This window comes from Amycolatopsis rifamycinica (assembly GCF_000695625.1).
Taxonomy (GTDB): Bacteria; Actinomycetota; Actinomycetes; order Mycobacteriales; family Pseudonocardiaceae; genus Amycolatopsis; species Amycolatopsis rifamycinica.
The window spans coordinates 163,724-189,675 of sequence record NZ_JMQI01000068.1 but is presented as its reverse complement, the minus strand read 5'-3'; the positions used below and the strand labels follow the sequence as shown (position 1 = coordinate 189,675).

General features: G+C 71.2%; 25 protein-coding genes and 1 pseudogene. 12 read left to right on the top strand and 14 right to left on the bottom strand.

Features of this window, described 5'->3' with window-relative positions:
• Nucleotides 1–2: 2 nt before the first annotated feature.
• The 3 genes from DV20_RS33575 to DV20_RS33565 all read right to left on the bottom strand — a co-directional run bounded on the left by DV20_RS33575 (nucleotide 3) and on the right by DV20_RS33565 (nucleotide 2,550).
• Nucleotides 3–899, bottom strand: a complete 897-nt coding sequence (locus DV20_RS33575) for an endonuclease domain-containing protein (protein ID WP_043787161.1) — start codon at nucleotides 897–899, stop codon at nucleotides 3–5.
• A gap of 155 nt (nucleotides 900–1,054) precedes the next feature.
• Nucleotides 1,055–1,966, bottom strand: coding sequence for an SDR family NAD(P)-dependent oxidoreductase (locus DV20_RS33570; RefSeq protein ID WP_043787159.1), 912 nt, complete (start codon nucleotides 1,964–1,966; stop codon nucleotides 1,055–1,057).
• A complete protein-coding gene (locus DV20_RS33565) occupies nucleotides 1,963–2,550 on the bottom strand; it encodes a TetR/AcrR family transcriptional regulator (protein ID WP_043787157.1) in 588 nt (195 codons plus the stop codon). Before DV20_RS33565 ends, DV20_RS33570 begins: the two co-directional genes overlap by 4 nt.
• 197 nt (nucleotides 2,551–2,747) lie before the next feature.
• Between DV20_RS33565 and DV20_RS33560 the strand changes: the two genes are divergently transcribed.
• The 6 genes from DV20_RS33560 (at nucleotide 2,748) to trmB (ending at nucleotide 7,665) form a co-directional block, all read left to right on the top strand.
• A complete protein-coding gene (locus DV20_RS33560) occupies nucleotides 2,748–3,686 on the top strand; it encodes an ABC transporter ATP-binding protein (protein ID WP_043787156.1) in 939 nt (312 codons plus the stop codon).
• Nucleotides 3,687–3,703: 17 nt separating this feature from the next.
• A complete protein-coding gene (locus tag DV20_RS33555; protein ID WP_043787155.1) occupies nucleotides 3,704–4,459 on the top strand; it encodes an ABC transporter permease in 756 nt (251 codons plus the stop codon).
• 107 nt (nucleotides 4,460–4,566) lie between these two features.
• Nucleotides 4,567–5,481: an ABC transporter ATP-binding protein gene (locus DV20_RS33550; protein ID WP_043787153.1), complete on the top strand. Its 915-nt coding sequence runs from the start codon at nucleotides 4,567–4,569 to the stop codon at nucleotides 5,479–5,481.
• On the top strand, nucleotides 5,478–6,233 hold the full coding sequence (locus DV20_RS33545; protein WP_043787152.1) for an ABC transporter permease: 756 nt from the start codon (nucleotides 5,478–5,480) through the stop codon (nucleotides 6,231–6,233). Before DV20_RS33550 ends, DV20_RS33545 begins: the two co-directional genes overlap by 4 nt.
• Before the next feature lie 175 nt (nucleotides 6,234–6,408).
• The gene (locus DV20_RS33540; protein ID WP_167344414.1) at nucleotides 6,409–6,960 is read left to right on the top strand and encodes a hypothetical protein; all 552 of its coding nucleotides are present in this window, start codon (nucleotides 6,409–6,411) and stop codon (nucleotides 6,958–6,960) included.
• Between the two features lie 72 nt (nucleotides 6,961–7,032).
• Entirely contained in the window at nucleotides 7,033–7,665 is a 633-nt protein-coding gene (gene trmB / locus DV20_RS33535) for a tRNA (guanosine(46)-N7)-methyltransferase TrmB (protein ID WP_456356077.1), read from the top strand.
• A 94-nt stretch (nucleotides 7,666–7,759) separates the two neighbouring features.
• Here trmB and DV20_RS33530 read toward each other — a convergent pair whose 3' ends face one another.
• Nucleotides 7,760–10,003, bottom strand: coding sequence for an ABC transporter permease (locus DV20_RS33530; protein WP_043787148.1), 2,244 nt, complete (start codon nucleotides 10,001–10,003; stop codon nucleotides 7,760–7,762).
• The gene (locus DV20_RS33525; RefSeq protein ID WP_043787147.1) at nucleotides 10,000–10,701 is read right to left on the bottom strand and encodes an ABC transporter ATP-binding protein; all 702 of its coding nucleotides are present in this window, start codon (nucleotides 10,699–10,701) and stop codon (nucleotides 10,000–10,002) included. Before DV20_RS33525 ends, DV20_RS33530 begins: the two co-directional genes overlap by 4 nt.
• Nucleotides 10,702–10,874: 173 nt before the next feature.
• Here DV20_RS33525 and DV20_RS33520 point away from each other — a divergent pair, with 173 nt between their 5' ends.
• The 4 genes and pseudogenes from DV20_RS33520 to DV20_RS44395 form a co-directional block, all read left to right on the top strand.
• On the top strand, nucleotides 10,875–12,665 hold the full coding sequence (locus tag DV20_RS33520) for a sensor histidine kinase (RefSeq protein WP_043787145.1): 1,791 nt from the start codon (nucleotides 10,875–10,877) through the stop codon (nucleotides 12,663–12,665).
• Nucleotides 12,662–13,315, top strand: a complete 654-nt coding sequence (locus DV20_RS33515) for a response regulator (RefSeq protein WP_043787144.1) — start codon at nucleotides 12,662–12,664, stop codon at nucleotides 13,313–13,315. The genes DV20_RS33520 and DV20_RS33515 overlap by 4 nt, the downstream gene beginning before the upstream one ends.
• Before the next feature lie 23 nt (nucleotides 13,316–13,338).
• On the top strand, nucleotides 13,339–14,646 hold the full coding sequence (locus DV20_RS33510; protein WP_043787143.1) for an amidohydrolase family protein: 1,308 nt from the start codon (nucleotides 13,339–13,341) through the stop codon (nucleotides 14,644–14,646).
• Between the two features lie 281 nt (nucleotides 14,647–14,927).
• A pseudogene (locus tag DV20_RS44395) lies at nucleotides 14,928–15,200 on the top strand (IS110 family transposase); the annotation flags it as partial.
• A 39-nt stretch (nucleotides 15,201–15,239) separates the two neighbouring features.
• Here the strand turns inward: DV20_RS44395 and DV20_RS33505 are convergent.
• The 5 genes from DV20_RS33505 to DV20_RS33485 form a co-directional block, all read right to left on the bottom strand.
• Complete coding sequence (locus DV20_RS33505) at nucleotides 15,240–15,917, bottom strand: SDR family oxidoreductase (protein ID WP_043787142.1); 678 nt, start codon at nucleotides 15,915–15,917, stop codon at nucleotides 15,240–15,242.
• Nucleotides 15,914–17,548: a DUF7850 domain-containing protein gene (locus tag DV20_RS33500; protein ID WP_043787140.1), complete on the bottom strand. Its 1,635-nt coding sequence runs from the start codon at nucleotides 17,546–17,548 to the stop codon at nucleotides 15,914–15,916. The genes DV20_RS33505 and DV20_RS33500 overlap by 4 nt, the downstream gene beginning before the upstream one ends.
• A gap of 87 nt (nucleotides 17,549–17,635) precedes the next feature.
• On the bottom strand, nucleotides 17,636–19,717 hold the full coding sequence (locus DV20_RS33495) for a PhoX family protein (protein ID WP_043787138.1): 2,082 nt from the start codon (nucleotides 19,715–19,717) through the stop codon (nucleotides 17,636–17,638).
• A gap of 173 nt (nucleotides 19,718–19,890) precedes the next feature.
• Nucleotides 19,891–21,108, bottom strand: coding sequence for an MFS transporter (locus DV20_RS33490; protein ID WP_043787136.1), 1,218 nt, complete (start codon nucleotides 21,106–21,108; stop codon nucleotides 19,891–19,893).
• The gene (locus tag DV20_RS33485) at nucleotides 21,098–21,556 is read right to left on the bottom strand and encodes a MarR family winged helix-turn-helix transcriptional regulator (protein ID WP_043787135.1); all 459 of its coding nucleotides are present in this window, start codon (nucleotides 21,554–21,556) and stop codon (nucleotides 21,098–21,100) included. Before DV20_RS33485 ends, DV20_RS33490 begins: the two co-directional genes overlap by 11 nt.
• A gap of 66 nt (nucleotides 21,557–21,622) precedes the next feature.
• Between DV20_RS33485 and DV20_RS33480 the strand changes: the two genes are divergently transcribed.
• Nucleotides 21,623–22,261 carry an HAD family hydrolase gene (locus tag DV20_RS33480; protein ID WP_043787133.1) on the top strand — a complete coding sequence of 213 codons (639 nt, stop codon included), beginning with the start codon at nucleotides 21,623–21,625 and terminating at the stop codon, nucleotides 22,259–22,261.
• Here DV20_RS33480 and DV20_RS33475 read toward each other — a convergent pair.
• The 4 genes from DV20_RS33475 to DV20_RS33460 all read right to left on the bottom strand — a co-directional run bounded on the left by DV20_RS33475 (nucleotide 22,254) and on the right by DV20_RS33460 (nucleotide 25,275).
• The gene (locus DV20_RS33475) at nucleotides 22,254–22,952 is read right to left on the bottom strand and encodes a hypothetical protein (protein ID WP_043787132.1); all 699 of its coding nucleotides are present in this window, start codon (nucleotides 22,950–22,952) and stop codon (nucleotides 22,254–22,256) included. The two genes, DV20_RS33480 and DV20_RS33475, sit on opposite strands and share 8 nt — an antisense overlap.
• Nucleotides 22,949–23,479 carry an RNA polymerase sigma factor gene (locus DV20_RS33470; protein ID WP_235191053.1) on the bottom strand — a complete coding sequence of 177 codons (531 nt, stop codon included), beginning with the start codon at nucleotides 23,477–23,479 and terminating at the stop codon, nucleotides 22,949–22,951. The genes DV20_RS33475 and DV20_RS33470 overlap by 4 nt, the downstream gene beginning before the upstream one ends.
• A gap of 90 nt (nucleotides 23,480–23,569) precedes the next feature.
• Nucleotides 23,570–24,658, bottom strand: a complete 1,089-nt coding sequence (locus tag DV20_RS33465) for an inositol-3-phosphate synthase (protein ID WP_043787129.1) — start codon at nucleotides 24,656–24,658, stop codon at nucleotides 23,570–23,572.
• Between the two features lie 71 nt (nucleotides 24,659–24,729).
• Nucleotides 24,730–25,275: a PadR family transcriptional regulator gene (locus DV20_RS33460; RefSeq protein ID WP_013230991.1), complete on the bottom strand. Its 546-nt coding sequence runs from the start codon at nucleotides 25,273–25,275 to the stop codon at nucleotides 24,730–24,732.
• A 244-nt stretch (nucleotides 25,276–25,519) separates the two neighbouring features.
• On the opposite strand from DV20_RS33460, the gene DV20_RS33455 reads away from it, so the two are divergent.
• A complete protein-coding gene (locus DV20_RS33455; protein ID WP_043787128.1) occupies nucleotides 25,520–25,915 on the top strand; it encodes a DUF5318 domain-containing protein in 396 nt (131 codons plus the stop codon).
• Nucleotides 25,916–25,952 lie beyond the last annotated feature (37 nt).

Sequence of the window (25,952 nt, the reverse complement as noted above, 5' to 3'; positions counted from 1 at the left end):
ACTCAGGCGGCACTTTCACGTGAAAGTGCCGCCCGGACCGCTGCGACTACGGCCTTCGGCGTCTCGTAGAGCTCGGCTTTGGTCACGATCACGAAGCGCCAGCCCAGCGCGCGCATCGCTTGCCGGCGTGCCCGGTCGCGCTGCGGTTGATCGCCGTCCCGGTGCCAGTCACCGTCGTATTCCACTGCGAGCTTGTGTGCGGGAAAGGCCAGATCCAACCGGCCCACGAACGCACCTCGTTCGTCGATGACCGGAACCTGGAGGTCGGGTTCGAGGCCGGCGACCGACAGCCAGACCCGCAATTCGGACTCGGGAATGCTCTCCGAACGGGGATCAGCGAGCCGAAGGGCTTGTCTCGCACGAGCGATTCCGCCCTCCCGGCGACCTATCAGGAAGTCCGCCAGCGTGGACGCGTCCACGGCTCCGGCGCGGAGCAAGGCGTCGAGGTAGCCGACGACTTTCGGAAGCGAACGATGCAGCTTCGTGTTGGTCAGGATGTCGAAGGCCAGGCGGGTCGAGGAGGCCAGGCGGATTCCTCGCCACGGCTCACTGTCGATCCGTCCCCTGCTGGTCCGTCGGATGTGCACACCGTTCTGCAGGGCGAACAGCAGGCGTTCGGGCAGGACGAACTCGACCGGGGCCTGCACACCGACCAAGTCCGCACCACGAACGGCCGCGGCTGAGCACCCCGTGAGAACCGCATCGGCCGGCGCGAGCAGCGCGGCTGCCCTGCAGCGCAGAACGTGGGTGACAGCCACCGTCGAGGCCACATAGACGTTGCGGAAGAGCCTGGTGAACAGCGGAGATCGCAGGGTTCGTTCGGTGACCGCACCAGCGGCAACGGCATGACTGCCCAGGAACGGCTCGGCGAACTCGAACTCGGCGGAGGTGAACGACACGGCCCCAGCATGCCCCGCCCCCGCAGGCCGCCCCCCATTCCAAGATCAACAACGTCGAGTTGCCCACACCTCCCCGAAGATGTGGACAAGCGCCACTTTCACGTGAAAGTGCCCACCTGGGGGCGCCACTTTCACGTGAAAGTGGCGGGTGTGGGTCAGCGGAAGTCGTCCGGTGGGGTGGTGGCCGGGTCCTTGCCTGCGTTGCGGACTTCGGTGAGCCAGCGGCCGAAGTCGGGGCGGTCGCCGTCGATGTCCGTGTAGTCGTACTCCTTCATCAGGGTCCAGGACGCCAAGGTGCGGCCGGCGAAGCGGGCGACCTCGGGGTCCTGTGCCAGGGCCGCGACGCCGCGGGCCAGGAGGTACGGCGTTTCGGAAATCTTGAAGTCGACCGGGGCCAGCTTGCCGACCGCGTCGCGCCAGTTCTGCTCGGTGACCTCGAAGTGGTCGAGCATCGCCTCCGAGCGCAGGAACCCCGGTGTCACCGCGAGGCCGACGCAGTCGTTCTTCTTCAGCTCCGCGCCCAAGGCACGGCCGAGCGCGCGGATGCCGCACTTGGCCAAGTAGTACGGCAGGCCCGCGCCGACGTAGTCGTCGTTGTCGCCGTCGGTGACCTCCAGGACCAAGCCGCGGCGGGCGACCACCAGCGGCAGCAGCTTGTGCAACGCGATCAAGTGCGTGTCCAGCGCGTTGTGCGTCAGGGTGAGCGCGTCCTCCAACGGCGTCTCCCAGAACGGCGCGTCGAACAGGGCGTACATGTCGCCGCCCCAGACGTCGTCGACGAGGATGTCGATTCCGTCCACTTCGGACTCGATGCGGGCCTTCAACGCGTCCACATCGGACACCGAAGTGAAATCGCAGCGGACGACGACCGCGCGGCCGCCCGCCGCCTCGACCAGCTCGCCGGTCTCTTCGATCGTCTCCGGGCGCCGCATCGGCGATTCCTTCTCGCGCGTCGTGCGGCCGGTGACGTACACCGTCGCGCCCGCGCGGCCCAGCTCCACCGCGATCGCCCGGCCGCAGCCCCTCGTCGCGCCGGTCACGACCGCGACCTTGCCTTCCAAGCTCATGCGTCCTCCCGTCCGCGCCACGCGGCCAGAACCGCGTCGACGTCCTCCGCCAGCCGGTCGGCCAGCCGCCCGTGCGGCCGGATCGACCAGTCGAGCGATGCCCCGTTGAGCACGCCGAGCACCGCGCGGGCCGCCCGCGGCACGCTCGGCGCGTGCGGCAGCGACCCGGCCGCCGCCCGCACGAGCCGCCGCAGTTCGTCCTCGACCGCCGTGAAGTGCTCGCCCAGCAGCGACCGCAGCACCGGGTCGCCGATGTCCACGCCGAGCTGGCCCAGGTGGTTCGCCGCCTCCTCGGCGTCGCCGAGCACCGCGTAGACCGACACCGCCGCGGCGCGCAGGCCGTCGACCGGGTCGTCCGCCCGCGCGGCGCACTCCCGCATCTGCTCGACCGCCCGCCGCGTGGCCCGCCGGCTCATCGCCTGCAGCAGCCCGCTCTTCGAGCCGAACCGCTGTGCGACCGTGCCGACCGAGACACCGGCCTCGGAAGCCACCTGCGCCAGCGTGAAACCGGGGCCGAAGCGGCCGATCACCGCCTCCGCCGCACCCAGCAGCCGCTCGTCAGTGATGCTCCTCGGCCGGGCCACGCAGTTATTGAACCATAGTTCATTAATGACGTCGAATCAGGGTCGACTCAGGGTCATCACGGATCGCGCATCGGCCGAAGAGCCAGCAAGGTACTACTCAGGTAGGGGGAGCGGTTCGGCCTCCAGGGTGACGCGCGAACCATCCCCGACCCGCGACGATGAACGCGTCGTAAGCGAGGGGCGGAAGAGGAGCAGTCATGATCGAGGCAACGGGCCTCACCAAACGGTACGGAAAGACGCTGGCGGTGAACAACCTGTCGTTCTCCGTGTCCGCGGGCCAGGTCACCGGCTTCCTCGGTCCGAACGGGGCGGGCAAGTCCACCACCATGCGGATGATCCTGGGCCTGGACAACCCGACGGGCGGCCAGGTCACCATCGGGGGCAAGAAGTACCACGACCTCAAGGAGCCGCTGCGCACCGTCGGCGCGCTGCTCGACGCGAAGTGGGTGCACCCGAACCGCTCGGCGCGGGCCCACCTGCTGTGGATGGCGAAGTCCAACCGCATCCCGGCCACCCGCGTCGACGAGGTGCTCGACACGGTCGGCCTGACCAGCGTCGCGAACAAGCGCGCCGGCGGGTTCTCGCTCGGCATGTCGCAGCGCCTCGGCATCGCGGCCGCCCTGCTCGGCGACCCCGAGGTGCTGCTGTTCGACGAACCGGTCAACGGCCTCGACCCGGAGGGCATCCTCTGGATCCGGAAGTTCATGCACCGGCTCGCCGAGGAAGGCCGCACGGTCTTCGTGTCGAGCCACCTGCTTTCGGAGATGGCGCTGACCGCGAGCAACCTCGTGGTGATCGGCCGGGGACAGCTGATTTCGCAGTCGTCGACCGAAGACTTCGTCGCCCGCGCGGCCGAAAACACGGTGAAGGTGCGTTCTCCGCAGCTGGCCGAGCTCCGGGACGCCCTGCAGCGCGCCAGCGCCGGGGTCGCCGAGGAGCCGAACGCGCTCGTGGTGTCCGGCATGGACAGCGACAAGATCGGCGAGATCGCCGCCGCCAACCGGATCGTGCTGCACGAGCTGAGCCCGCAGACCGGCTCGCTCGAGCAGGCCTTCATGCAGATCACCGGCGACTCCGTCGAGTACCACACGGGTCTCGACGCCGAGGCGCAGCACGTGCTCGAGTCCGCCAAGTAACCGGGGAAACCAAGATCATGAACCTGCTCGCGGTCGAACGCATCAAACTGTTCAGCACCCGCTCACCGTGGTGGTGCGCGCTCATCACCCTGGCACTGGCCATCGGCTTCGCCGCCATCGTCGCCGGCGCGACGCCGTCCGACGCGCAGCTCACGCTGCCGGCCACCCAGTTCGGCGGCTCCCAGTTCGGCATCGCCGTCGTCATGGTGCTCGCCGCGCTCGCGGTGACCACCGAATACCGCTTCAACACCATCCGCACGACGTTCCAGGCCGTGCCGCACCGCTCGCCGGCGCTGGTCGCCAAGGCGATCGTCGTCGCGCTCGTCGCGCTGGTCATCGGGGAGATCGCCGCCTTCGGCGCACTGGGCCTCGGCATGCTGATGCGGCCGAACGACGGCCTCGGCCTGCACACCACGCAGGACTGGATGAACGTGGCCGGGCTCGGACCGGTGTTCGCGATCAGCGCCGTGCTCGCCGTCGCGCTGGGCGTCCTCATCCGCCACAGCGCCGGGGCGATCGCCCTGCTGCTCATCTACTACTTGGCCGTCGAAGAGCTGGTGCAGCTGATCCCGAAGGTCGGCCACACCATCCACGAATGGCTGCCGTTCAACGTGGCGAACAAGTTCCTCCGCGGCACGGTGGCCGGGGACGTCGACGGCCCGGCGCCGTCGGACTCGCCGCTGAGCCCCGGCTGGGCGCTGGCGTACTTCGCCGGCATCGCGATCGTGTTCCTGCTCGTCGCGCTCGGGGTCGCGAAGAAGCGGGACGCCTAGGGGAGATAGAGGGGAAACAGGGGAAAACGGGAATCCGGGTCGCGCTGTCGGGGGGCGACCCGGATTCCCGTTTCGCAGTAGGCTCGCCTCGACGGACGGGGGAGCCCATGATCGAAGCGACGGCACTGACCAAGCGCTACGGCGCCACCACCGCGGTCAACGACCTGACGTTCACCGCGCGATCGGGGCGCGTCACCGGCTTCCTCGGCCCGAACGGCGCCGGCAAGTCGACGACGATGCGGCTGATCCTCGGCCTCGACCGCCCGGACGCGGGCCGGGTGCTCGTCGACGGCGTCCCGTACCGGGAGCTGCGAGATCCACTGAGGACGGTCGGCGCGATGCTGGACGCCACCTGGCGCCACCCCGGCCGCAGCGGGCGCGACCACCTGCGCTGGCTGGCCGCGACCAACGGCATCCCGGCCAAGCGGGTCGAAGAGGTGCTGACGCTGGTCGGGCTGACGAGCGTCGGCAAGACACGCGTCCTGCAGTACTCACTCGGCATGCAGCAGCGGCTCGGGATCGCCGCCGCGCTGCTCGGCGACCCGCGCGTGCTGCTGTTCGACGAGCCGGTGAACGGCCTCGACCCCGAGGGCATGGCGTGGATCCGCCAGCTGCTGCACGCGCTGGCCGCCGAAGGCCGGACCGTGTTCGTGTCCAGCCACCTGCTGCCCGAGATGGCGCAGACCGCGCAGGACCTCGTCGTGATCGGCCGCGGCCGGCTGATCTACCAGGGCACCATGGAAGAGTTCATCGCGCAGACGAGTGAGCACGGCGTGCGCGTCCGGACCCCGCACGCGGACCGGCTGCGCGCGGCGCTGACCGGCCAGGCGGAGTTCACCGAGACCGGCGACGCCTTCGTGGTGTCCGGATTGGACAGTGACCGGATCGGGCAGCTCGCCTTCGACGCCGGCGCGACGCTGCACGAGCTGAGCCCGATCACCGGCTCGCTGGAACAGGCCTATCTCGATCTCACCCGTGACGCCGTCGAGTTCGCGGTGCCGTCCCCGGAGGCCGCCCGATGATCGCCAACCTCCTCCGCGCCGAGAGCATCAAGCTGGCCAGCACCCGGGCGCCGTGGTTCTGCCTGGCCATCGCCATCATCGCGCCGCTCGGCTTCACCGCGCTGGTCTTCGCGCTGGCCGGCGCGGAGATCCCGCCGACCGTGGGCAACACCCAGATCGCGACCGGCAACGGCCGGACCGTGCTGCTCGTCCTCGCGGTGCTCGCCACCGCGTCGGAGTTCAACTGGGGCACCATGCGGCTGACGTTCCAGGCGGTGCCGAGCCGGGTGCCCGCGCTGCTGGCCAAGGTCGTGGTCGTCGGCGCGGTGGGCACGGTGCTCGGCCTGGTCCTCGGCTTCGGCTCCTGGGGCCTCGCCTCGCTGGTGCAGCCGGACGCCGGCCTCGCGCTGCGTTCGGCCGCCGACTGGCGCTCGGTGCTCGGCCAGAGCCTGGTCTTCCTCTTCACCGCGGTGGCCGGGGTCGGCGTCGCGCTCCTGCTGCGCAGCGTCGCCTTCGCGCTGACCGTGGTCATCGTGTGGACCCAGGTGCTCGAAGGCATCTTCGTGTTCATCCCGGGCTTCGGCAAATACGTCTACCAGTGGATGCCGTTCCACGCCGCCGACGAGTTCGTCGGGGCGGGCGGGTTCGCCGCGGGACCGCTGGGGCTGTCGTCCGCGCCGATCGGGCCGTGGGGCTACCTCGGTTACTTCGCGGCGATCACCGTTGCCCTGTTCCTGGCCGGGGTGCTCGTGACGGCACGACGCGACGCCTGAGCGTGACGGCGGTCTCATTACCCTACAAATCCTTGTTAACAAAAGGTGAAACACCTGTGGCTTCTCTCACAGGCGCCGGACATACTGCTACGACCAGGCAAGATTCATAAGGAGAGCACCGGAACCGTCTGAACTCCCCTGGAGGTGACCCTTGACGGTGGACACCGGGCAAGAATTGGGCAGCACGATTCCCCGAGCCCGCGTCGAAGACGACGCCCCCCGGCTCGAACCCATGCTGGACCTCGAATGGTCGCGGGCGATCGAACTCCCGCAGGCCGCCATGACGGCGACGACGCCGGCCGAACTCCGCCGCGCGTGGGTGCACCGCGCGCCCGAAGACAGCGTCCTGGCCCTGTTCCGCGCTTCGGCCGGGATGGGCGGGCCGATCCCGGCGCCGTGGTGGCTGCGCGCGGTCGCGGACGGCAGGCTCGATTCGCGGGAACAGGGTTTCCGCGTCGAGGACCGGATCGCGCAACTGCTCGGGCCGCGCCCGGGCTGGGAATTCGTCCCGTGGGCCGCGGACGGTGAATCCGGCTACTGGGAGTTCATGCCGTCCGAACGCGGCAAATCGGGGCACGCGATTCCCACGACGGTGATGAACACCGACCGGCACCCGGGCTGGATCGACGTCCTGCCCGCGCACACCGGCCGGACGCCGGACCCGATCCCGGTCGCCGGTTTGGCCGGGCTGCGATCTCGCCTCGGAGTGTTCGAAGCCGTTCGTTAATCTCCCGTTGTGGAGAACGAAGACGGACGTCGGCTGCGCAGCGTGGTCAGTTACGTCAAGCGCGGTGGCCGGATGACCGTCGGGCAGCAGCGGGCGTGGGAAGAGCACTGGCCGCGGCTGGGCCGCACGGTGAGCGAGCTGCCCCCGGGGCCGCTGGACTTCACCGCGTGGTTCGGCCGCGAGGCGCCCGTAATGCTGGAGATCGGCTCCGGCATGGGCGAAACGACGTCGCAGCTGGCCGCCGCGGCGCCGGAGCTCAACTACGTCGCGGCCGAGGTCTACGACCCGGGCCTCGGCCAGCTGATGCTGCGCGCCGAAAAGCTCGGCGTCGAAAACCTGCGGCTGCTGCACGGTGACGCCGTCGTGCTGCTGACCGAGCACGTCGAGCCGGATTCGCTGCACGGGGTCCGGCTGTTCTTCCCGGACCCGTGGCCGAAGAAGAAGCACCACAAGCGGCGGATCGTGCAGCCGTCGTTCGTCGCGCTCGTCGCCTCGCGGCTCGCGCCCGGCGGCACGTTCCACATGGCGACCGACTGGGAGAACTACGCCGAGCAGATGCTCGAGGTCTGCTCCGCCGAGCCGGCGCTCCGCAACCGGTACGACGGCTGGGCGCCGCGGCCGGACTGGCGGCCGGTGACCAAGTTCGAGCAGCGCGCGGAGGTCGAAGGCCGCGTCTCGCACGACCTGATCTTCGAAAAGCCATAGCGGCACTTTCACGTGAAAGTGCCGCCCCCTGGACGTCACTTTCACGTGAAAGTGCCCCGTGGGTTCGCCCCTCCCCCGACAGAGGGGCGAACACTCATTCCTCGGCCAGCGGCTCGGCCTGGACCCGCTTGAGGGCGGGCGTGCAGACCGACGCGCCGAGCAGGGCCACCCCGACCCCGAGCACGACCGGCGCCAGCAGCCACGGGCTGAGCACGATGCCGCGCGCGTCGACCATGCTGAACAGCCCAACGCCGACCAGTACCCCGACGATTCCCGCGCCGATGGTGGCGACCAAGGCCGGCAGCGCCGCTTCCATCCGCAACGCCCTCGCCAGCACCCGCACCGGCGTGCCCGCGGCCATCAGCGCACCGAACGTCCGGCGCCGGTCCATCACCGAGCCCGCGGTCGCGACCGCGGCACTGCAGCCGGCCAGGATGCCCGCGGCGATCAGCCCGATCACCGTGACCCGGCGCAGGTCGCCGAGCTCGATCTGCTGGTTGTACAGGTACTGGTCGCGGCTGCCGATCTCCGCACCCGCCGCCGGCCCGGCCAGTGCCGTCCGCACGATTTCCCGGTTCGCGTCGGTGGTCGGCGCGACCACGGTGTAGTCCGTCAGCTTGACGCCGTCCGGCAGCGCGGCCGGATCGACGATCAACGTGTCCGACAGGTCCGCGTCACGGGGGTGCACGGCTTCCACCCGCGTCCCCGACTTGGCGGCCACCGCCTGCCCCTCCCAGTTCGCGGCGAACTTGTACTGCGCCAGGTCGATCGCCGAGTCCCCGAAGACGGCCGGACCGCCTGTGCAGTTCTCCGGCGTGAGCCCGTAGCGGGTCAGCTTGACGGCGTCGGCGCAGGTCAGCACCAGCGCGCGGTGGCCGTACCGGTTGGGTGCCTGGCCCTTCACCAGGTAGACCTCGCCGACCGCGACCGCCTTTTCGCTCTGGCCGTACTTCTGCAGGGACGCGTTGGCCTGGTCGACGATCCTGGCCGCGTTCTGGTCGGTGGCGTCGACGTAGAGCACGGAGTCGACGTAGGATCGCCCGCCACCGGCCATCGACTCGAACGTCGGCAGCAGCGTCAGCGCCATCGACCCGGCGAACACCGCCAGCACGATCCCGGCGGACGCGCGGTAGGCGCCCTTCGGGTCGTCACGCAGACGACGGCCGGCCAGCAGCGCGGACGGGCGCCGCCAGATCCGGACGAACGTGCCGCCGACCGCCGACGTCACCCACGGCCCGACGATCGCGGCCGAGCCGACCAGGAAGAACAGGCCCGCCATGACCAGCCCGATGCCGCCGGTCTCCTTCACCGTCGTCACGGCGAAGAGGAAGAACGCCCCGGCCACGGGCAGCGCCAGCAGCCGCCACCAGTGCAGCGGCTTCTTCGTGTGCCCACCGGTCGCGAACAGCGGGTTCTTGAGGACGCGGCGCAGGCCGAGGACACCGGCCAGCACCACGAGCACCGGGATGGCCAGCACGATGAACACCGTCAGGCCGATCGGCAGCGCGAAGTCGGCCGCCAGCCAGGTGCCGCCGGCCCACGGGACGAACGACGCGAGCCCGTGCAGCGCCGGGCTGATCAGCAGGCCGAGCAGCGCGCCGACGCCGGCCGACAACGTCGTCTCGGCGGCCACCATGTTCGTGACCTGGCCCGGGGTGGCCCCGGCCAGCCGGATCGCGGCCAGCCGCCGTTCCCGCCGGGCCGCGGTGAGCCGCGCCGACGACGCGACCAGCACCAGGCTCGGCACCAGCAGCACGATGATCCCGACCCAGGACAGCAGCATCAGCAGCGGGTCCGGGCTCGCCTTGCCGCCGGGGAAATCCGCCAGCGGGTAGGCGTTCTTCGGCATCGCGTCCGGCGTGTGCCCCACGAGCGCGACGAGCTGTTCCGGGAAGCGGAGGGCGCCATCGCCGAGCGCGCCGACGGGCTTGCCGAACCGGTCGCCGAGCTGCGCGGCCGGATGGGCCTGCAGGAGCCGGCCGAGCGCGGGCGACACGACGGTCTCGCCCGGCCCCGGCAGCTGCGGCACGCCCGGCGGCAGGGCGATGGCCCCGGCGCCGGCGATCGGCGCGATGTCGACGCGGACGATCTGCTGCCCGTCGAAATAGTCCGTGGCGGAGTTGAACAGCAGCTTCTGCGGGCCGTCGAGCTGGTAGCCGACGTGGTGTTCGCCCTGCCAGAGGGCACGCTGCTCGCGGTTCTGCGTGGCGAACGGCAGCGTCGCCAGCAGCAGCACCAGCCCGGTCGCGACGGCCACCCCGATCGCGGTGAGGATCGCCGACGTCCGGGTCCGCCGGTCCACCCGCAGCACCCGCAGGGCGATCTGGAGGGAGTTCACGCCGCCAGCCTCGTCGCGATCAGGCCGTCGCGGATGGCGACGGTCTTCGGCATCGACTCGGCCAGCTCGCGGTCGTGCGTCACCACGAGCACCGCGGCCCCGGTCTCGTGCGCGGCGCCGAGCAGGGCGTCCATCGTCTCGCGGCCGGTGCGCGTGTCGAGCGCGCCGGTCGGCTCGTCGGCGAAGATGACCTTCGGCCGGTGGGTCAGCGCCCGCGCGATCGCGACGCGCTGCGCCTCGCCGCCGGACAGCTCGCCGGGACGGCGCTTTTCCTTGCCGGCCAGGCCGAGGCGCGAAAGCCAGACGCGGCCGGCGTCGATGGCCTCCTTGCGGCCGAGCCCCGCCAGCAGCGACGGCAGCGCGACGTTCTCTTCCGCCGACAGCTCGGCCACCAGCATCCCCGACTGGAAGACGAACCCGAACTCGGTGCGGCGCAGCTCGCTGCGCTTCTTCTCGCCGAGGTGGTCGATCCGCTGCCCGCCCAGGAAGATCTGCCCGTCGTCGGCCCGCAGGATGCCGGCCAGCACGTGCAGCAGCGACGTCTTGCCCGAGCCCGACGGCCCGACGATGGCGACGGCGTCCCGCGGCTGGATGTCGATGTCGATGCCGGCCAGGGCGTGCTGCGTGCCGTAGCGCTTCACCAGCCCGCGGCCGGACAGCACCGGGCCGTTCGTCGCGTGTGGAGTGTTCGGGTCCACGTGGTTCTCCCTGTCGGTTCGGATCTTGGTGCCGATGAGCCTCGCCGAGATCGGGGGGTGTCCACTTCGGGCAGACGGCCAGTCACGCCCCGGCGCGCATCGGCCGATCGGCCGAGGGAGCGCGGGCCACTCGGCCAAGGTGCGGGTACCGGGGAATCACGTAACGTCACGTTGTGCCCGCCGCACCTCCCCCGAAAACGCTCTCGACCCGCGCCGCCGCCCTGGTGCGGCGCATCGGCGTGCCTTCGGCCGTCCTGTACGCCGCGTTGCTGTTCGACGTCATCTACACGACGCAGGCCGCGCTCGACGACCACGGCCCGCCCCTGGTCGACTTCGGCCTGCTGCCCGGCATCTTCGCGATGGTGGCCTGCGGGCTCTGGGCCCAGAAGCGGGCCGCCGTGGCCGGGGTGGTCGGTGGCGGGGTGCTGGTGTTGTCCACCCTCTTCATCCACCTGTTGCGCATCCCGCCGTACTCCAGCGTGCTGCCGAAGGTGACCATCACCGAGGTCGTCGCCGGGGTGCTGATGGTCTACTACGTGGCCCGCCGGGCGCAGGCGGGCGTGGCGTTCTGCGTGATCGGCTTCCTGGTCTTCAGCGGCCTGGTCGCGGTGTTCGGCCGGTACGCGGGCGTCGGCGAGATCGACGGCGGCACCGGCACCCAGGCGCTGCTGTTCGGCCTGCTGCTGCTCGTCGGTCCGCTGGTGCCCGCCATCGCGGCCCGCGACCGCGGCCCGCGCGCCGGCCCGCGCACGCGGCTGCTGCGCCGGGTGAACGAGCTGTCGATGGGGCAGTGGCCGCTGATGGGGCTGCTCGCCTTCGCGCTGCTGTTCGAGTTCGGCTACACCTACTCGAACACCGCCCGCGGGTTCCCGATCCTGTTCTGCTCGATCCTCGCGGCCGTGATCGCGGTGCTGTCCCCGCGGCGGCCCGCGGACGCGCTCCTCGGCCTCGCCGGGGTCGTGCTGCTGTCCGCGGTCATCATGCCGTTCCTGCAGCTGCGCTCGTTCGACTACCCGGTGCCGGGCGGCATCCCGGCCACGCAGATCGTCGCCGGCATGGGCGTGGTGGTGAACCTGACCCGGGCGCGCGGGCTGAGCCAGTCGTGGGCGCGGGTCGCGGTGCTCTCGAGCGTCGTCGCGCTCGGGGCGATCCTCAACTCGGACGCCCGCGACGGCCTGCAGACCGATCCCCAGACGCTGTCGCTCATCGCCTTCGCCGCGACGCTGATGCTGGGCATCTCGATCGCGGTCGGCCTGATGCTGCGGTCGCGGGACTCCGAACGCACCCAGGCCGTGCAGTCCGCGGTGAGCGACGCGCAGACCGCCGAGCGGATGGCGCTGGCCCGCGAGCTGCACGACGTCGTCGCCCACCACGTCACCGGGATCGTCGTGCAGGCGCAGGCCGCGCGGATGATGGCCGAGAAGAGGCCCGAGATCGCGGTCGAGGCGATGGCCCGGATCGAGAACGCCGGCGTCGAGGCGCTCGCGGCGATGCGGCGGCTCGTCCGTTCGATGCGCGGCGACGCCCCGGCCGGGATGAGCGAGTTCAGCGAGCAGGCGACCACCGATCTCGGCGCCGACCTGCGGAAACTGGTCAAGAGCGCCAATCACGGCGTGCCGACGTCGATGCACCTCGACCTCCCGCCGGACCTGCCGCACGAGGTCGGCCGCTCGGCGCTGCGGCTGGTGCAGGAGTCCTTGACGAACGTCGGCAAGCACGCCGCCGACGCGACCGAGGCGTTCGTCGTCGCCGAAGTGGCGGGTGGCGAACTGCACCTGCGGGTGACCGACAACGGGCGCGCGACGGCGCACCGGCCGGCCGGCGGATCGGGCGGCTACGGTCTGGTCGGCATGCGCGAACGCGTCGCGCTGCTCAAGGGCCGGCTGACGGCCGGGCGGGGCCCGGACGGCGGCTGGCGCGTCGAAGCTTGGCTGCCGCTGGCGGCCGGAGAAGGGGACGAGTGATCCGGGTACTGATCGCCGACGACCAGGAGATGGTGCGGATGGGTTTCCGCATGATCCTGGACGCCCAGGACGACATCGAGGTCGTCGCCGACGTCGCGGACGGCGTCTCGGCGGTCTCGAAGGCCCGCGAGCTGCGCCCGGACGTCTGCCTGCTCGACATCCGCATGCCCGGCCTCGACGGCCTGGAGGTCACCCGCCAGCTGGCCGGGCCGGACGTGACCGACCCGCTGAAGGTGGTCGTGGTGACCACGTTCGACCTCGACGAGTACGTCCACACGGCGTTGCGCAACGGCGCGTCCGGATTCCTGCTGAAGGACGCGGGGCCGGCCCTGCTGATCGAAGCGGTCCGCGCGGCCGACCGCGGCGACGCGCTGGTCTCGCCGCAGATCACCGTGCGCCTGCTCAAGCACTTCGACGGATCGGGCACGCAGAAGCCGAAGGTGCCCCCGCCGTCCGAGCCGCTGACGGCCCGCGAGCTGGACGTCGTCAAGGCGGCCGCGCGCGGGTTGACGAACACCGAGATCGGCGCGGAGCTGTTCATGTCGCTGTCGACGGTGAAGACGCACCTGGCGTCGGTGCAGAGCAAGATCGGCGCGCGGAACCGGGTGGAGACCGCGGCCTGGGCGTGGCGGAGCGGAGTCGTTTCGTGAATCCGGGTGCGTAGTATCCAGAGATGCAACGCCGTTTCCACGCTCCTGTCGTTCTCCCCGCCGACCCGTCCTGTTCGCTTCTTCGTGACGCGGTCGTCGATGTCGACGCCGATGGGCGCATTTCGTACTGCGGACCGGCGGCCACCGCCCCCGGGTCCGCCGCACCGGTCACCACCCTGACCGGCATCCTGCTGCCCGGCCTGGTCAACACGCACGCGCACAGCCCGATGACGCTGCTGCGCGGAATGGGCGGCGACCTGCCGCTGCTGCCCTGGCTCAACGAGATCATCTGGCCGGCCGAGGCGAAGCTGCGTCCGGAGGACGTCCGCACCGGCATGCTGCTCGGCTCGGTCGAGATGCTCCGCCACGGCGTCACCACCAGCGCCGAGATGTACTTCGAAGGCGAGCAGCTGGTCGACGCGGTCCTCACCACGGGCGGCCGCGTGCTGGTCGCACCGCCGGTGATGGAGCTGCCCGGCCTCGACTGGCGGGCGCAGCTGGCCGGCATCGAGCGCTGGATCGACACGGACGGCCTCCGCTTCGGCCACGGCGACCGCATCGAGCTGGGCTACGGCCCGCACTCGGCGTACATGCTGTCCGAGGAGGCGCTACGGGCGACGGCGGAGTCGGCTCGCTCGCGGGGCGCGCTGGTGCAGATCCACGTCGCCGAGGCGGCGAAGGAGGACACCGCCGTCCGCGAGGCGCACGGTTCGGTGCCGGCGCTGCTGCGTGAGCTGGGCATGCTGGACGGCCGGATGCTGGCGGCGCACGCGATCCACCTCTCGGATTCGGACATCGCGCTGTTCGCGGCCCACGGCGTCGGCATGGCGCACTGCCCGGGTTCGAACGCGAAGCTGGCTTCGGGGATCGCGCGGATCAAGGACCTGCGGGAGGCGGGCGTCGCCGTCGGGCTCGGTACCGACGGCCCGGCGTCGAACGACGACCTCGACCTGTGGGAGGAACTGCAGCTCGCGGCCATGTTCGCCCGCCTGGCCACGGGGGACTCGACGGTGCTGACGGCGGCGGACGTGTTCCTGCTGGCCACCCGCGGCGGGGCTTCGGCGCTGGGCCGGTCGGACATCGGGGCGTTGGAGCCGGGCCGGTGGGCGGACCTGGTGCACATCGACCTGGACGACCCGGCGTTCGCGTGCGGCCTGGACGTGCCGGATGAGCAGCTGCTGTCGAACCTCGTGTGGGCGGCGGGGTCGCGGCGGGTGCGGGACGTGTGGGTCGCGGGCGAGCAGGTGGTGGCCGAGGGTGAGTCGGTGAAGGTGGACCGGGCGAAGGTGCAGGCCGGGGTGGCCGAGACGGCGGCCCGGCTGCGGGCCTGATCCACAATCGGGCTCGGCTGTGGACAACCCGGCTTTGGCCGACCGGGTTGTCGGGGGGCGCCGATAGACTGGACCTGGGGACGCCCCCTTTTCCGTAGTTCCGGATCAAGGAGCTGTGGTCACCAGGCCTGGCGTGACTTACGCCCCAGTCGAGTGCACGATCCGGGCGGGGTGGTGTCCCCGGGTCTGGTGGCATCGAGGGACCGCTGAACAGGGACACGGCCACCAGCTTGGTAGGTCTCGTCGTTACGTGGGTGCCGGCCATCAATGCCCAACCTGGTGACCATCTGGCCGGCGAAGCCACCCGCCTCAGCAACGCATCCGCGGCCTGTTCACCGGCATCCACCCCGCCCTCGAACACGCCGTCGGCCCCGGATCTCGCATCCGCCGGTGCTGGAAATCCTCTCCCGCTGCGGCGACCCGATCGGGATCGCCAAGGCCGGCCGCCGCAAGGTCACCGCGGTCGCCGAGGTTCACGCTCCCCGCATGGGCGAGCGACTGGTCGAGGCGATGATGACCGCCTCGGCGAGCAAACCGTCACCGTTCCCGGCTCCGGAAGGGGCACTTTCACGTGAAAGTGCCCCTTGGTGGGGTCAGCGCGGGCGGAGGATGACCTCCGTCGGGTGGGCGTCCGGGGTGGCTGAGATCGCCGTCGCCACTGCGGTGGCTACCGAGTCCGCCTTCAACAGGTGCGACGTGTCGTACTCGCGGCCTTCGCCCGCGAAGATCTCCTGCTGCATCTCCGTGTCCGTGCGGCCCGGGTAGACGGAGGTCACGCGGATTTCCGGCTCCTCCTCTCGGAGGGCGTCGGCGAAGGCGCGGACCGCGAACTTGCTCGCCGCGTACGGGGACCAGCCCGGGCGGGCGTTCAGGCCCGCTCCCGAGTTGATCACCACCACGTGGCCTCGGGCCGTGCGCAACGCCGGGAGCAGGAGGCGGGTCAGCTCGACCACGGCCAGGGTGTTGACCTCGAAGTTGGCTCGCCACGCCTCAGCGGAGGCGTCCTCGATGCGGCCCAGGCGCGCGACGCCCGCCGAGTGGACCAGGACGTCCAGGGACGGGATGGCCGCGATTGCCGCCGCCAGGGACGGCGGGTCCGTCAGCTCCACCGGCCACGGCGTAGCGCCCGGGAGCTCCTTCGCCAGCGCGGCCAGGGCGTCCGCGTCGCGGCCGCCGAGGAGCAAGCGGTGCGTCGGGGCCAGCTGGTGGGCGACCGCCGCGCCGATTCCGCGGGAGGCGCCGGTCACCAGGGCGAGGGGAAGATCCGTCATTCCCCCACCGTAGCGGCGAACCCGGCGTCCACCGTGCGGTCTTCGCGCTTGCCGGGGCCGAGGGTCCGCGGGTCCGTGCAGCCGGACGCCGGGTCCGCGTCGGAGTCGCGGGGGTCGTCGCCGGTGTGCTTGGCCGTCGGGTGGTGGCCGTCCGCGGTGAAGCACACCTGGTACGTGCCGTCCGCCAGGCCGTCGAAGCCGTACGTGCCGTCGGGGCCGGTGACCGCGCTCGCCAGTTCCTTGCCGCTCACGTCCTTGAGCACCGCCTTGACGCCGGCGAGGCCCGGCTCGCCCGCGTCCTGCTGCCCGTTGCCGTTCGTGTCGGCCCAGGCGAAGTCGCCGATGCGGTTCGTCGGGGCGAGCAGGCCGAGGTCGGCCGCGAAGTCCTCGTGGGACGGGCCACCCACCGTGCGCGGGGCGGTGCAGCCGTCCGGGTCGGCGTCCGAATCGCGGTCGTCGCTGCCGGCGTCGCGGCGGGTCACGGTGAAGTCCGCCGGGACCGCGAAGCAGACCTGGTAGGTGCCGTCCTTCAGCTTGTCGAAGCCGTACTTGCCCTTGTCGTCGGTCGTCGTGGTGCCGACCGTGCCGCCCGCGCCGTCCTTCAGCGTCACCTTGACGCCCGCGACGCCGGGCTCGTCCGGGTCCTGCAGGCCGTCGCGGTTGCGGTCGGCCCAGACGAAGTCGCCGATCTTCGCGATGGCCGGCGGCGGCAGCACGGTGATCGTCGCCGACGCCGTCTTGTCGCCGAGCGTGCCGCCCGGGTGGTGCACGCCGGTGACCGTCGCCGTGTTGACGTGCCCGCTGTCGGCCACCGTGAGGTCCGGGTGGTCGCAGGTCAGCTGCCGGTTCGCGCCCGCGGCCAGCGCGAACGGCTCGAACGTCCCGGCGCACCACGGGTCCCGCACGGTGATCCCGGTGAGGTCCTGGGTGCCCTCGTTGGTCACCGTGATGCGGTAGTGCGCGGTTTCGCCGGCGGTGACCGTCGCGAACGACGCCCACGCGCCGGTCGCCGGGTTCTGCACTTCCTTCTTCACCGAGTACGCCGCGAGCTGGAGGTCGACGCAGTCCCAGTGCAGCCGGTCGAGGGTGGTCGTGGCGAAGAACTTCACCGCCGTCGCCTTGGCCGGCGCCGTCGCCGCCGGGAACTCCTGCCGGACGAGGTCGCCGTCGCCGGAGAAGTGGTCGGCGACGAGCTTGGTCTCCTGGATCTGCGTGCCGGTGGCGTCGTAGAACCGCAGGCCGGTGGCCGGTTCGTACCGCGGCGCGCGCGAAGCCGTCCAGACGCTGAGGGTGTAGACGCCGCCGGGGACGAACCGCGCGGTCTGGTAGGCGGTGCTGGTCTTGCCGTCCGGCGTCTGGATGACCGCCGCCCGCTGCCCGTCGACGGCGTACTCCGGCACGGTCAGCAGCCGGGGCACCTTCGCCGCCGGGGTGCCGGGCGGGACCGGGGCGGCCGGGGCGAACAGGTACCCGTCCGGGGCGCCGTTGCGGGCCGCGAGCTCGACGCTCGGGTTCGCCGCGAGGCCACCGCAGACCGGCGGCGCGCCCTCGGCGATGGACGCGGACGCGGGCACGACCGCCGCCGCGATCGCCACCACCGCCACCGCCACCGTGCGCCCGGAGAAGATCACCCCTCGACTATGGCGCGCGACGCGGGCCCGCACCGGCCGAGACCCGTCCACGTAAGGGTGAACCTCGGCCGGTGCGGGCCCGGTGCGTCAGCGCTCGCCGATGCGGCCGGGCAGCCCGAAGCGGCCCTTCTTCCACACCGAGACGATGGCCGGGCGCGGCTGCGCGGTACCGCCGTCCGGCCAGTGCGACGTCGGGTTCGCCGAGCTCGCCGCGTTCTCACCCGGGTGCTGGACCGCGACGAGGACCAGGTTGTCGGTGACGACCGGGCCGCATGTCTCGGCGCCGACCGGGACCGACAGGAACTGCTTGACGTGGCCGCGCTCCGGCCCGGTGACCGGCACCGAGAACAGGCCGTCGTTCGCGCCGAGGGCGTTGCCGTCGGTGGCGACCCACAGGTTGCCGTGCCGGTCGAACGCGACGTTGTCCGGGCAGGAGATCAGGCTGACCTGGTCCTTCGGGAAGCCGCCGAAGTAGGTGTCCGCCGCCTTGGGGTCACCGCAGACCAGCAGCAGCCGCCAGGAGAACTTCGTCGACGCCGCGTCGCCGCGGTCCTCCTCCCACTCCAGGACGTGGCCGTTCTTGTTGCTCACCCGCGGGTTGACCTCGTCGACGCCGGCCTTGCCCGCCGCGCCGCGGTCGCTGTTGTTGGTCAGCGCCGCGTAGATCCGGCCGTTGACCGGGTTCGGCTCGATGTCCTCCGGGCGGTCCATCTTCGTGGCGGCCACCTTGTCGGCGGCCTGGCGGGTGAAGACGTAGACCTCTTCGGCGGTGAACCCGTCCACAAAGGACTTGTTGCCGCTGGCCAGCGGGATCCACTCGCCGGTGCCGTCGAACTCGCCGTCGGCCGGGAGCTTGCCCGTGCCGTCGATCTCGCCCGGGCTGTCGCCGGTGAAGCGGGCGACGTACAGCGTGCCCTCGTCGAGCAGCGCCGAGTTGTGCCGCCGCGCGTGCGCGCTGTTGCCCGGCTTGTACTTGCCCTTCGACACGAACTTGTAGATGTACTCGAAGCGGCTGTCGTCACCGGAGTAGACGGCGACGCGGCCGTCGGCGGTGATCTTGATGTTCGCGGCCTCGTGCTTGAAGCGGCCGAGGGCGGTGTGCTTGATCGGCGTCGAGTTCGGGTCGTTCGGGTCGATCTCGACGACCCAGCCGAACCGGTTCGGCTCGTTCGGCTCCTGCGAGACGTCCCAGCGCTTGTCGAACCGCTCCCACTTGCGGGTGCTCGTGCCGCTGCCGACGGAATAGCGCTTGAGCCGCGCCGCCTCGACCGGGTCGGTGACCTTGTCGGAGTTGGCGAAGTACTGGTCGAAGTTCTCCTCGCCGGAGAGCACGGTGCCCCACGGCGTCACGCCGCCGGAGCAGTTGTTCTGCGTGCCGCGGACCTTGCGGCCGGACGGGTCGGCCGAGGTCTTGAGGAACTTCGAGCCGGCGGCCGGGCCGCGGACCTCGAAGATCGTGTCGAGGGTGATCCGGCGGCCGTACCGGCTCGGGACCACCTCGAGCCCGCCGTGGATCGGGTCGCGGCGGGCCTGCAGCACCGAGAGGCCGTGCGCCGCCCAGGCGATCTTGACCTGCTCCTCGGTCGGGTTGGCCGGGTCGTACTGGTCGGCCGGGAACATGTGGACCTCGGTCGTGTACTCGTGGTTGACCACGAGCAGGTTCGACAGCCCCAGCGGGTCCTGCGGGATCAGGCCGACGAAGTCGTTGTTGTAGCCGAACTGCTTGGCCTGCGCGGCCGCGGTCTGCTTGGTGAAGTCGAACTTCGGCGCGCCCGCGACGACCGGGTCGCCCCAGCGGACGACGACGCGCTGGGCGTAGCCGTCGGGGATGCTGACGGCGTCGAGCTTGTTCGGCGGGACCGGCGTGAAGTCGGTGCCGGGCACCGGGCGCGGCTTCGGGCCGCCGTGGCCGTTCGCCGAGACGTCAGCCGGAGCGGCGGCCGCGGTGCCGGTCGAGAGCGCGGCGAACCCACCCGCGGCGGCGGCCATCACGGCGCCGGCCTTGAAGACGCGGCGGCGGGAGATGTCCTTGACCACGTCGCCGAAGTACTCGTTGTCGGTCTCGTTCGCCTCCGGGTGGGCGCACGCGTTGCCGCAGCGGTACTCGCAGGTGATCGGAGAACGTCCACCCGCGTGCGCGGGGAACAGCGGGAGCAGACGGTCGGGCACAGCGCCTCCATGGTGGGAGTTCGGGAACCCAGCGACCGTATGTGCCGAAAACCAGCCGATCCAGACATCCGGATGAACAACGGGTGTATTACTCGCAATGCTCACGCGCGGGCGCCTCCGAACGGCCGACGGCCCCCGGACACCTGGTCCAGGGGCCGTCGCTCTGCGTGAGATCAGAACTCTTCGCCGACGAGCACCGCTTCCCGCGGCACCGTGTGCGGGTCCGCCTTCTTCTCCCGCAGCGAGAGCAACCCGCCCGCGACCAGGCACAGCACGGCGGAGGCGACGAACGGCGCCTGCGGCGAGCCGAACCACTCGGCGACGTGCCCGACCAGCGTCGCGGCGACCGCGCCGCCCAGCCAGCGGCAGAAGTTGTAGCCCGCGCTGGCGACCGGGCGCGGCGCGTCGCTGATCGACATCGCGGTGCCGGTGAACAGCGTGTTCAGCAGCCCGGACACCAGGCCGGAGACGACGATCCCGGCCACCAGCACCGGCTTGCTCGGCACGGCGAGCACCAGCATCAGCACGGCGTACCCGAAGACGGCGGCCGCGGCGGCGTGCCGCTCGCCGAGCCGGGCGGCCAGCCGCGGCGCCAGTGCGACCCCGGCGACGGCGACGCACAGGCCCCAGCCGCAGAACACGAGCCCGACGGCGATCGCGCTCCAGCCCAGGACGAACGGCGACCAGGCGAGCACCGCGAAGAACGCGGCGGTGTACAGCGCCGAGGCGACGGAGGTGCGCAGCAGGCCGGTGTGCTTGAGCGCGCGCAGCGGGTCGAGCAGCCTGATCGGGTTCCGCTGTTCGTGCTTGTCGCTCTTCAGGAAGACCGCGCACAGCACGAGCGCGCCCGCCATCAGGATCGCGGTGCCGAGGAACGGGCCGCGCCAGGAGATGCTGCCGAGCACCGCGCCCAGCAGCGGGCCGACCGACAGGCCGACGCCGAGAGCGGCCTCGTAGAGCAGGATCGCGCCGGACTGGCCGCCGGTCGCGGCGCCGACGATCACCGAAAGCGCCGTCGCGATGAATAAGGCGTTGCCGAGGCCCCAGACCGCGCGCAGCCCGACGAGCTGCTCGATCGACCCGGCGGCCGCGCACAGGGCGGTGGCGGCGACGATCAGCGTCAGCCCGGCCAGGACCGTGCGCTTCGCCCCGAAGCGGGCGCTCGCCGCGCCGGTGACCAGCATCGCGACGACCTGGACGCCGAGGTAGGACGAGAAGAGCAGGGTGACCTGGGACGGCGTCGCGTCCAGGCCCTTGGCGATGGACAGCAGGATCGGGTCGACCAGGCCGATCCCCATGAAGGCGATGACCGCGGCGAACGCGGTGATCCACACCTGCTTGGGCTGGCCCTTGACCGCGTCCAGCAGGCTCGAGTGGTGTTCAGCGCTCATCGCTGATCAGTTCCTCCTTCTTGGTGTCGACAAGTAGCTTGGCGAGAGCGGGCAGGGCGGCCTCGATCGCGGCGCGGTCGGCTTCGTCCATGGCGATGAGCCGCTCGCGGAGGAACTCCTCGCGAGCCGTCACCAGTTCGGCGTAAAACCGCAGGCCCTCGTCGGTGACTTCGACCAGCACCGCCCGGCCGTCGGCGGGGTCCGGACGGCGGGTCGCGAGCCCGAGCCGCTCGAGCCGGCCGACGACGTCGGTCATCGACGGCAGCTTGACCCGTTCGAACTCGGCCAGCGCGCTCATCCGCCGCGGACCGCCGTTGACCAGCTCACTCAGCACCGAACCCTGCGTGAGGGTCAGCGTCAGCTGCGGGGTCTGCCGGCGCACCTGGTGGTAGAGCCGGAAGACCAGCGGCCGCAGCCGGTGGGCGAGGTCGGTGATCGCGGAAGTCACTTAGCCAGGCTAACAAAAATTAGTAAGGGTAGCTAAGTAAGTCCGCTCACAGGCTAGGCTCGGGCCATGGACGCGGTGATCTTCGACCTCGACGGCGTACTGGTGGACTCCGAGCGGATCTGGGACGAAGTGCGGCGCGCGGTCGTCGCCGAGCACGGTGGCACCTGGCGCGAGGAGGCGACCCGGGCGCAGCAGGGGATGAGCACCCCGGAGTGGGCCCGCTACCTGGTGGAGGAGCTCGGGGCCCAGCTCTCGCCGCCCGAGATCGCGACTCTGGTGGTCAAGCGCATGGCGGCGCGGTACGCGGCGGAGCCGCCGTTGATCCCCGGTGCGGTGGAGGTCGTGCGGCAGGTGTCGGCGCGGTGGCCGGTGGCGATCGCGAGCTCGTCGCCGGTGATCCTGATCAAGGGCTTCCTCGACGTGACCGGCCTGCCGGTGGGCGCGGCGGTGTCGTCCGAGCAGGTCGGGGCGGGGAAGCCGGCGCCGGACGTGTACTTGCGGGCGGCCGAGCTGCTGGGCGTGGCGCCGTCGGAGTGCGCCGCGGTGGAGGACACGACGAACGGGCTGCGGTCCGCGCTGACGGCGGGCATGGCGGTGTACGCGGTGCCGAACCCGCACTTCCCGCCGGACCCCGGGGTGCTGGAGCAGGCGACGGCGGTGGTGGAGAAGATCACCGACCTGCCGGGGGCGCTGGGGCTCAGCTGACCTCGAAGCGCACCGGCGGCGAACCGGGCTTCACGTCGGCGAGGAACAGCCGGTCGCGGCCCAGCGTGCCGACCTCCTTCGCCTGGCTCAGGTCGCCGGCCTCGTCGTAGAGGCGCAGGCCCCGCACCGCCGGGTCGGCGAGGACGACCGCCTTGCCCGCCGGCAGCGGGCCGCCGTCCTTGCCCACGTACCCGGCCCGGACGACACCCTCCGACCGCGGGACGCACGACGGCGACTCGATGCCGAACTGCGAGCCGTCCCCTCCGTAGCCGGCCCCCTTGGCGTACGTCTCGACGCAGAACCAGCGCTGCCCGCCCGGGCCGGTGGGATCGGTCGCGTACGAGGTCCACAAGTCCGTCTGGCCCGGGAAGTCGGTGATCGCCACCGGCTGATCGCCACCGGCCAGGTTCTTCGGCGCGATCTCCGGCTTGCCGAGCACCAGCTCCTGCCCCGGCTTCGCCGCGGGCGGCGGGGGCGGCGGCTCGGCCGTGTTCAGCTGGGTGGCCAGCAGCACGCTGGTCAGCACCACCAGCACCGCGGCCAGCGGCGCGCCCCACACGGCGGCCCGGTGGCGGCGCGGCCGGCGCCGCTGCCTGCGCTGCTGCTCCGCCCAGGCCGCGTCGAGGTTGGGCGTGACCTCCCCGGCCTGCCCTCGCAGTGCTTCGGCCAGCTTGCGTTCGAGGTCGGTCATCGCTCACCTCCCAGGTCGTCCCCCAGGTGCTTGCGCAGATTCTCCATGGCGTGGTGGGTCGTCGCCTTGACCGTGCCCGGTGAGATGCCCAGCGTCTCCGCGATCGCCGTCGTGCTGAGGTCGAGCCAGTACCGCAGCACCAGCACCTCACGCTGCCGGCGGGACAGCTTCGCCACCACCGCGCGCAGTTGCTGGTGCTCCCAGTTCGCCACCGCCCTGACCTCGGCCGACAGCTCGTCCGGTGGCCGGTCCTGCGGCGTGCGCCGGACGACGCGCAAGTGCCGGGTCCGCGACCGCGACATGTTCACCACGGTCGTGCGCAGGTAGCCGGCCACGCGCGTGTGGTCGGTCAGGGAGTCCCAGCGCTGGTGGAGCTTGACGAAGGCCTCCTGGGCGACGTTCTCCGCGTCGTCCGCGCCGAGCAGGTGGGCGAGCCGGGTCATCTGGCCGAAGTACTCCCGGAACAGGTCGTGGAAGGTCGGCGCGCCCAGGTCCCCCGGCGCGCTCTCGCCCACACTCGCACTCACACCCCGCCAACGCCCACCCCGCCCCACCGGTTTAGTGCACCACGCGAAGAAGGCCGCCACCAGGGGTGACGGCCTTCTCCGGGGACGGCTTTACCGCTCGACTTCGCCGCGGATGAACTTCTCGACGGCGTCGCGGGCGGTCGCGTCGTCGTACTGCTCCGGCGGCGACTTCATGAAGTAGGAGGAGGCCGACAGGATCGGGCCGCCGATCCGGCGGTCGAGCGCGATCTTCGCCGCCCGCACCGCGTCGATGATGATGCCCGCGGAGTTCGGCGAGTCCCACACCTCGAGCTTGTACTCCAGGTTCAGCGGCACGTCGCCGAAGGCGCGGCCCTCGAGCCGGACGTAGGCCCACTTGCGGTCGTCGAGCCACTGCACGTAGTCCGACGGTCCGATGTGGACGTTGCCCTTGCCGAGGTCGCGGTCGACCTGCGAGGTGACGGACTGGGTCTTGGAGATCTTCTTGGACTCGAGCCGCTCGAGCTCCTTCATGTTCAGGAAGTCCATGTTCCCGCCCACGTTGAGCTGCATCGTCCGGTCGAGCTGGACGCCGCGGTCCTCGAACAGCTTGGCCAGCACGCGGTGCGTGATGGTGGCGCCGACCTGCGACTTGATGTCGTCGCCGACGATCGGGACGCCGGCGTCGGTGAACTTCTGGGCCCACTCCGGGTCGGAGGCGATGAACACCGGCAGCGCGTTGACGAACGCCACGCCGGCGTCGATCGCGGCCTGGGCGTAGAACTTGTCGGCCACCTCGGAGCCCACCGGCAGGTACGACACGAGCACGTCGGCCTGCGCCTCGCGCAGCGCGGCGACGACGTCGACCGGGGTCTCGTCGGACTCCTCGATCGTCTCGCGGTAGAACCGGCCGAGGCCGTCGTGGGTGTGACCGCGCTGGACGGTGACGCCGAGCGGCGGCACGTCGGCGATCTTGATGGTGTTGTTCTCGGAGGCGAAGATCGCCTCGGACAGGTCGCGGCTGACCTTCTTGGCGTCCACGTCGAACGCGGCGACGAACTCGATGTCGCGGACGTGGTACCCGCCGAAGTCGACGTGCATCAGACCGGGGACGCGGGTGGCCGGGTCCGCGTCGCGGTAGTACTGGACACCCTGGACCAGCGACGCCGCACAGTTGCCGACGCCCACGATGGCCACCCGTACGCGGCGGTTCTCGCCCATGGGGTTTTCTCCTTCATCCGTGTCTGTTCAGTAGGTCTGGTGCCGCGACGCTGCGGCCCGGGCCGGGCGGCTCAGGTCTCCGGACCCTGCCGTTCGGCTTGTTCGTGCGCGATCAGCTCGTTGAGCCAGCGCACCTCCCGCTCGCTGGTCTCCAGCCCCAGCCGGTGCAGCTCGCGGGTGTAGCGATCGATCTTCTCCTCGGCCCTGGCCAGCGCCGCCCGCATGCCTTCACGGCGTTCTTCGACGCGGCGGCGGCGGCCCTCGAGGATCCGCAGCCGCACGTCGGCCGGGGTCCGCGAGAAGAAGGCCAGGTGGACGCCGAAGCCTTCGTCGTCCCAGGTCTGCGGCCCGGCGTCGCCGAGCAGCTCACCGAAGCGCTCCTTGCCCTCCGCGGTGAGCTTGTAGACCCGCCGCCCGCGCCGGGACCACGCACGGTCGTCGGCCTCGTCCAGCTCCTCGACCAGGTACCCGGCCCGCAGCAGTTTCCGCAGGGTCGGGTACAGCGAGCCGTACGAGAACGTCCGGAACGTGCCGAGCGTCTCGTGCAGCCGCTTGCGCAGCACGTACCCGTGCATGGGCGCTTCGTGCAGAAGACCGAGGATCGCGAACTCCAGCACACCGCACCCCCTTCCGGGAACAAACCGAGACGACCCGCGTTGCTCCGAACGAGCGCCTCGATCCAACCTACTCAGCCACTATATCGGCCCGATACATCGAAGTGGCGAAGGTAACCCTGTCGAAGTACCCACCGCGGTCGAAATTCACCGGAGTGTTATCGATCCTCCGGCGTGTCCGCGCCGGTCCGGGGCCTGCGGCCGCTAGGGGCGTGGACGTCACAGGAAGAGCCCGTACTCTGTCCTCGTGATTAACCAGCGGCAGGTCGTGGACTACGCGCTGCAGCGCCGTGCGCTGCTGGCCGAAGTCCGCTCCGGGCGCGTCGGCAGCCACGAGGCCTGTGACGCGAGCCCGTACCTGTTGCGGGCGGCGAAGTTCCACGGCCGGGACGGTGATCTGCCCTGCCCGATCTGCCGCCAGGCGCCGCTGACCCTGGTGTCCTGGGTCTACGGCGACGAACTCAAGCACGTCGCGGGCTCGGCGCGGACCCCCGAAGAGCTGGCCAGGATGGCCGGCTCGTTCGCCGAGTTCACCGTGTACGACGTCGAAGTGTGCCGGGCGTGCCACTGGAACCACTTGGTGCAGTCATACGTCCTGGGCACAGGGGAACCGGCGGGTCCGCGAAGGACCGCGGGCCGGTGAGCCACCGTACGACCATCGCAACACGCAGGTCAGTGCC

What these genes read in the sequence shown, in the direction of transcription:
- DV20_RS33570 (WP_043787159.1), bottom strand. Translation starts at nt 1,966, where the DNA reads ATGAGCTTGGAAGGCAAGGTCGCGGTCGTGACCGGCGCGACGAGGGGC.
- DV20_RS33560 (WP_043787156.1), top strand. Translation starts at nt 2,748, where the DNA reads ATGATCGAGGCAACGGGCCTCACCAAACGGTACGGAAAGACGCTGGCG.
- DV20_RS33555 (WP_043787155.1), top strand. Translation starts at nt 3,704, where the DNA reads ATGAACCTGCTCGCGGTCGAACGCATCAAACTGTTCAGCACCCGCTCA.
- DV20_RS33550 (WP_043787153.1), top strand. Translation starts at nt 4,567, where the DNA reads ATGATCGAAGCGACGGCACTGACCAAGCGCTACGGCGCCACCACCGCG.
- DV20_RS33545 (WP_043787152.1), top strand. Translation starts at nt 5,478, where the DNA reads ATGATCGCCAACCTCCTCCGCGCCGAGAGCATCAAGCTGGCCAGCACC.
- trmB (WP_456356077.1), top strand. Translation starts at nt 7,033, where the DNA reads ATGACCGTCGGGCAGCAGCGGGCGTGGGAAGAGCACTGGCCGCGGCTG.
- DV20_RS33510 (WP_043787143.1), top strand. Translation starts at nt 13,339, where the DNA reads ATGCAACGCCGTTTCCACGCTCCTGTCGTTCTCCCCGCCGACCCGTCC.
- DV20_RS33505 (WP_043787142.1), bottom strand. Translation starts at nt 15,917, where the DNA reads ATGACGGATCTTCCCCTCGCCCTGGTGACCGGCGCCTCCCGCGGAATC.
- DV20_RS33490 (WP_043787136.1), bottom strand. Translation starts at nt 21,108, where the DNA reads ATGAGCGCTGAACACCACTCGAGCCTGCTGGACGCGGTCAAGGGCCAG.
- DV20_RS33480 (WP_043787133.1), top strand. Translation starts at nt 21,623, where the DNA reads ATGGACGCGGTGATCTTCGACCTCGACGGCGTACTGGTGGACTCCGAG.
- DV20_RS33475 (WP_043787132.1), bottom strand. Translation starts at nt 22,952, where the DNA reads ATGACCGACCTCGAACGCAAGCTGGCCGAAGCACTGCGAGGGCAGGCC.
- DV20_RS33465 (WP_043787129.1), bottom strand. Translation starts at nt 24,658, where the DNA reads ATGGGCGAGAACCGCCGCGTACGGGTGGCCATCGTGGGCGTCGGCAAC.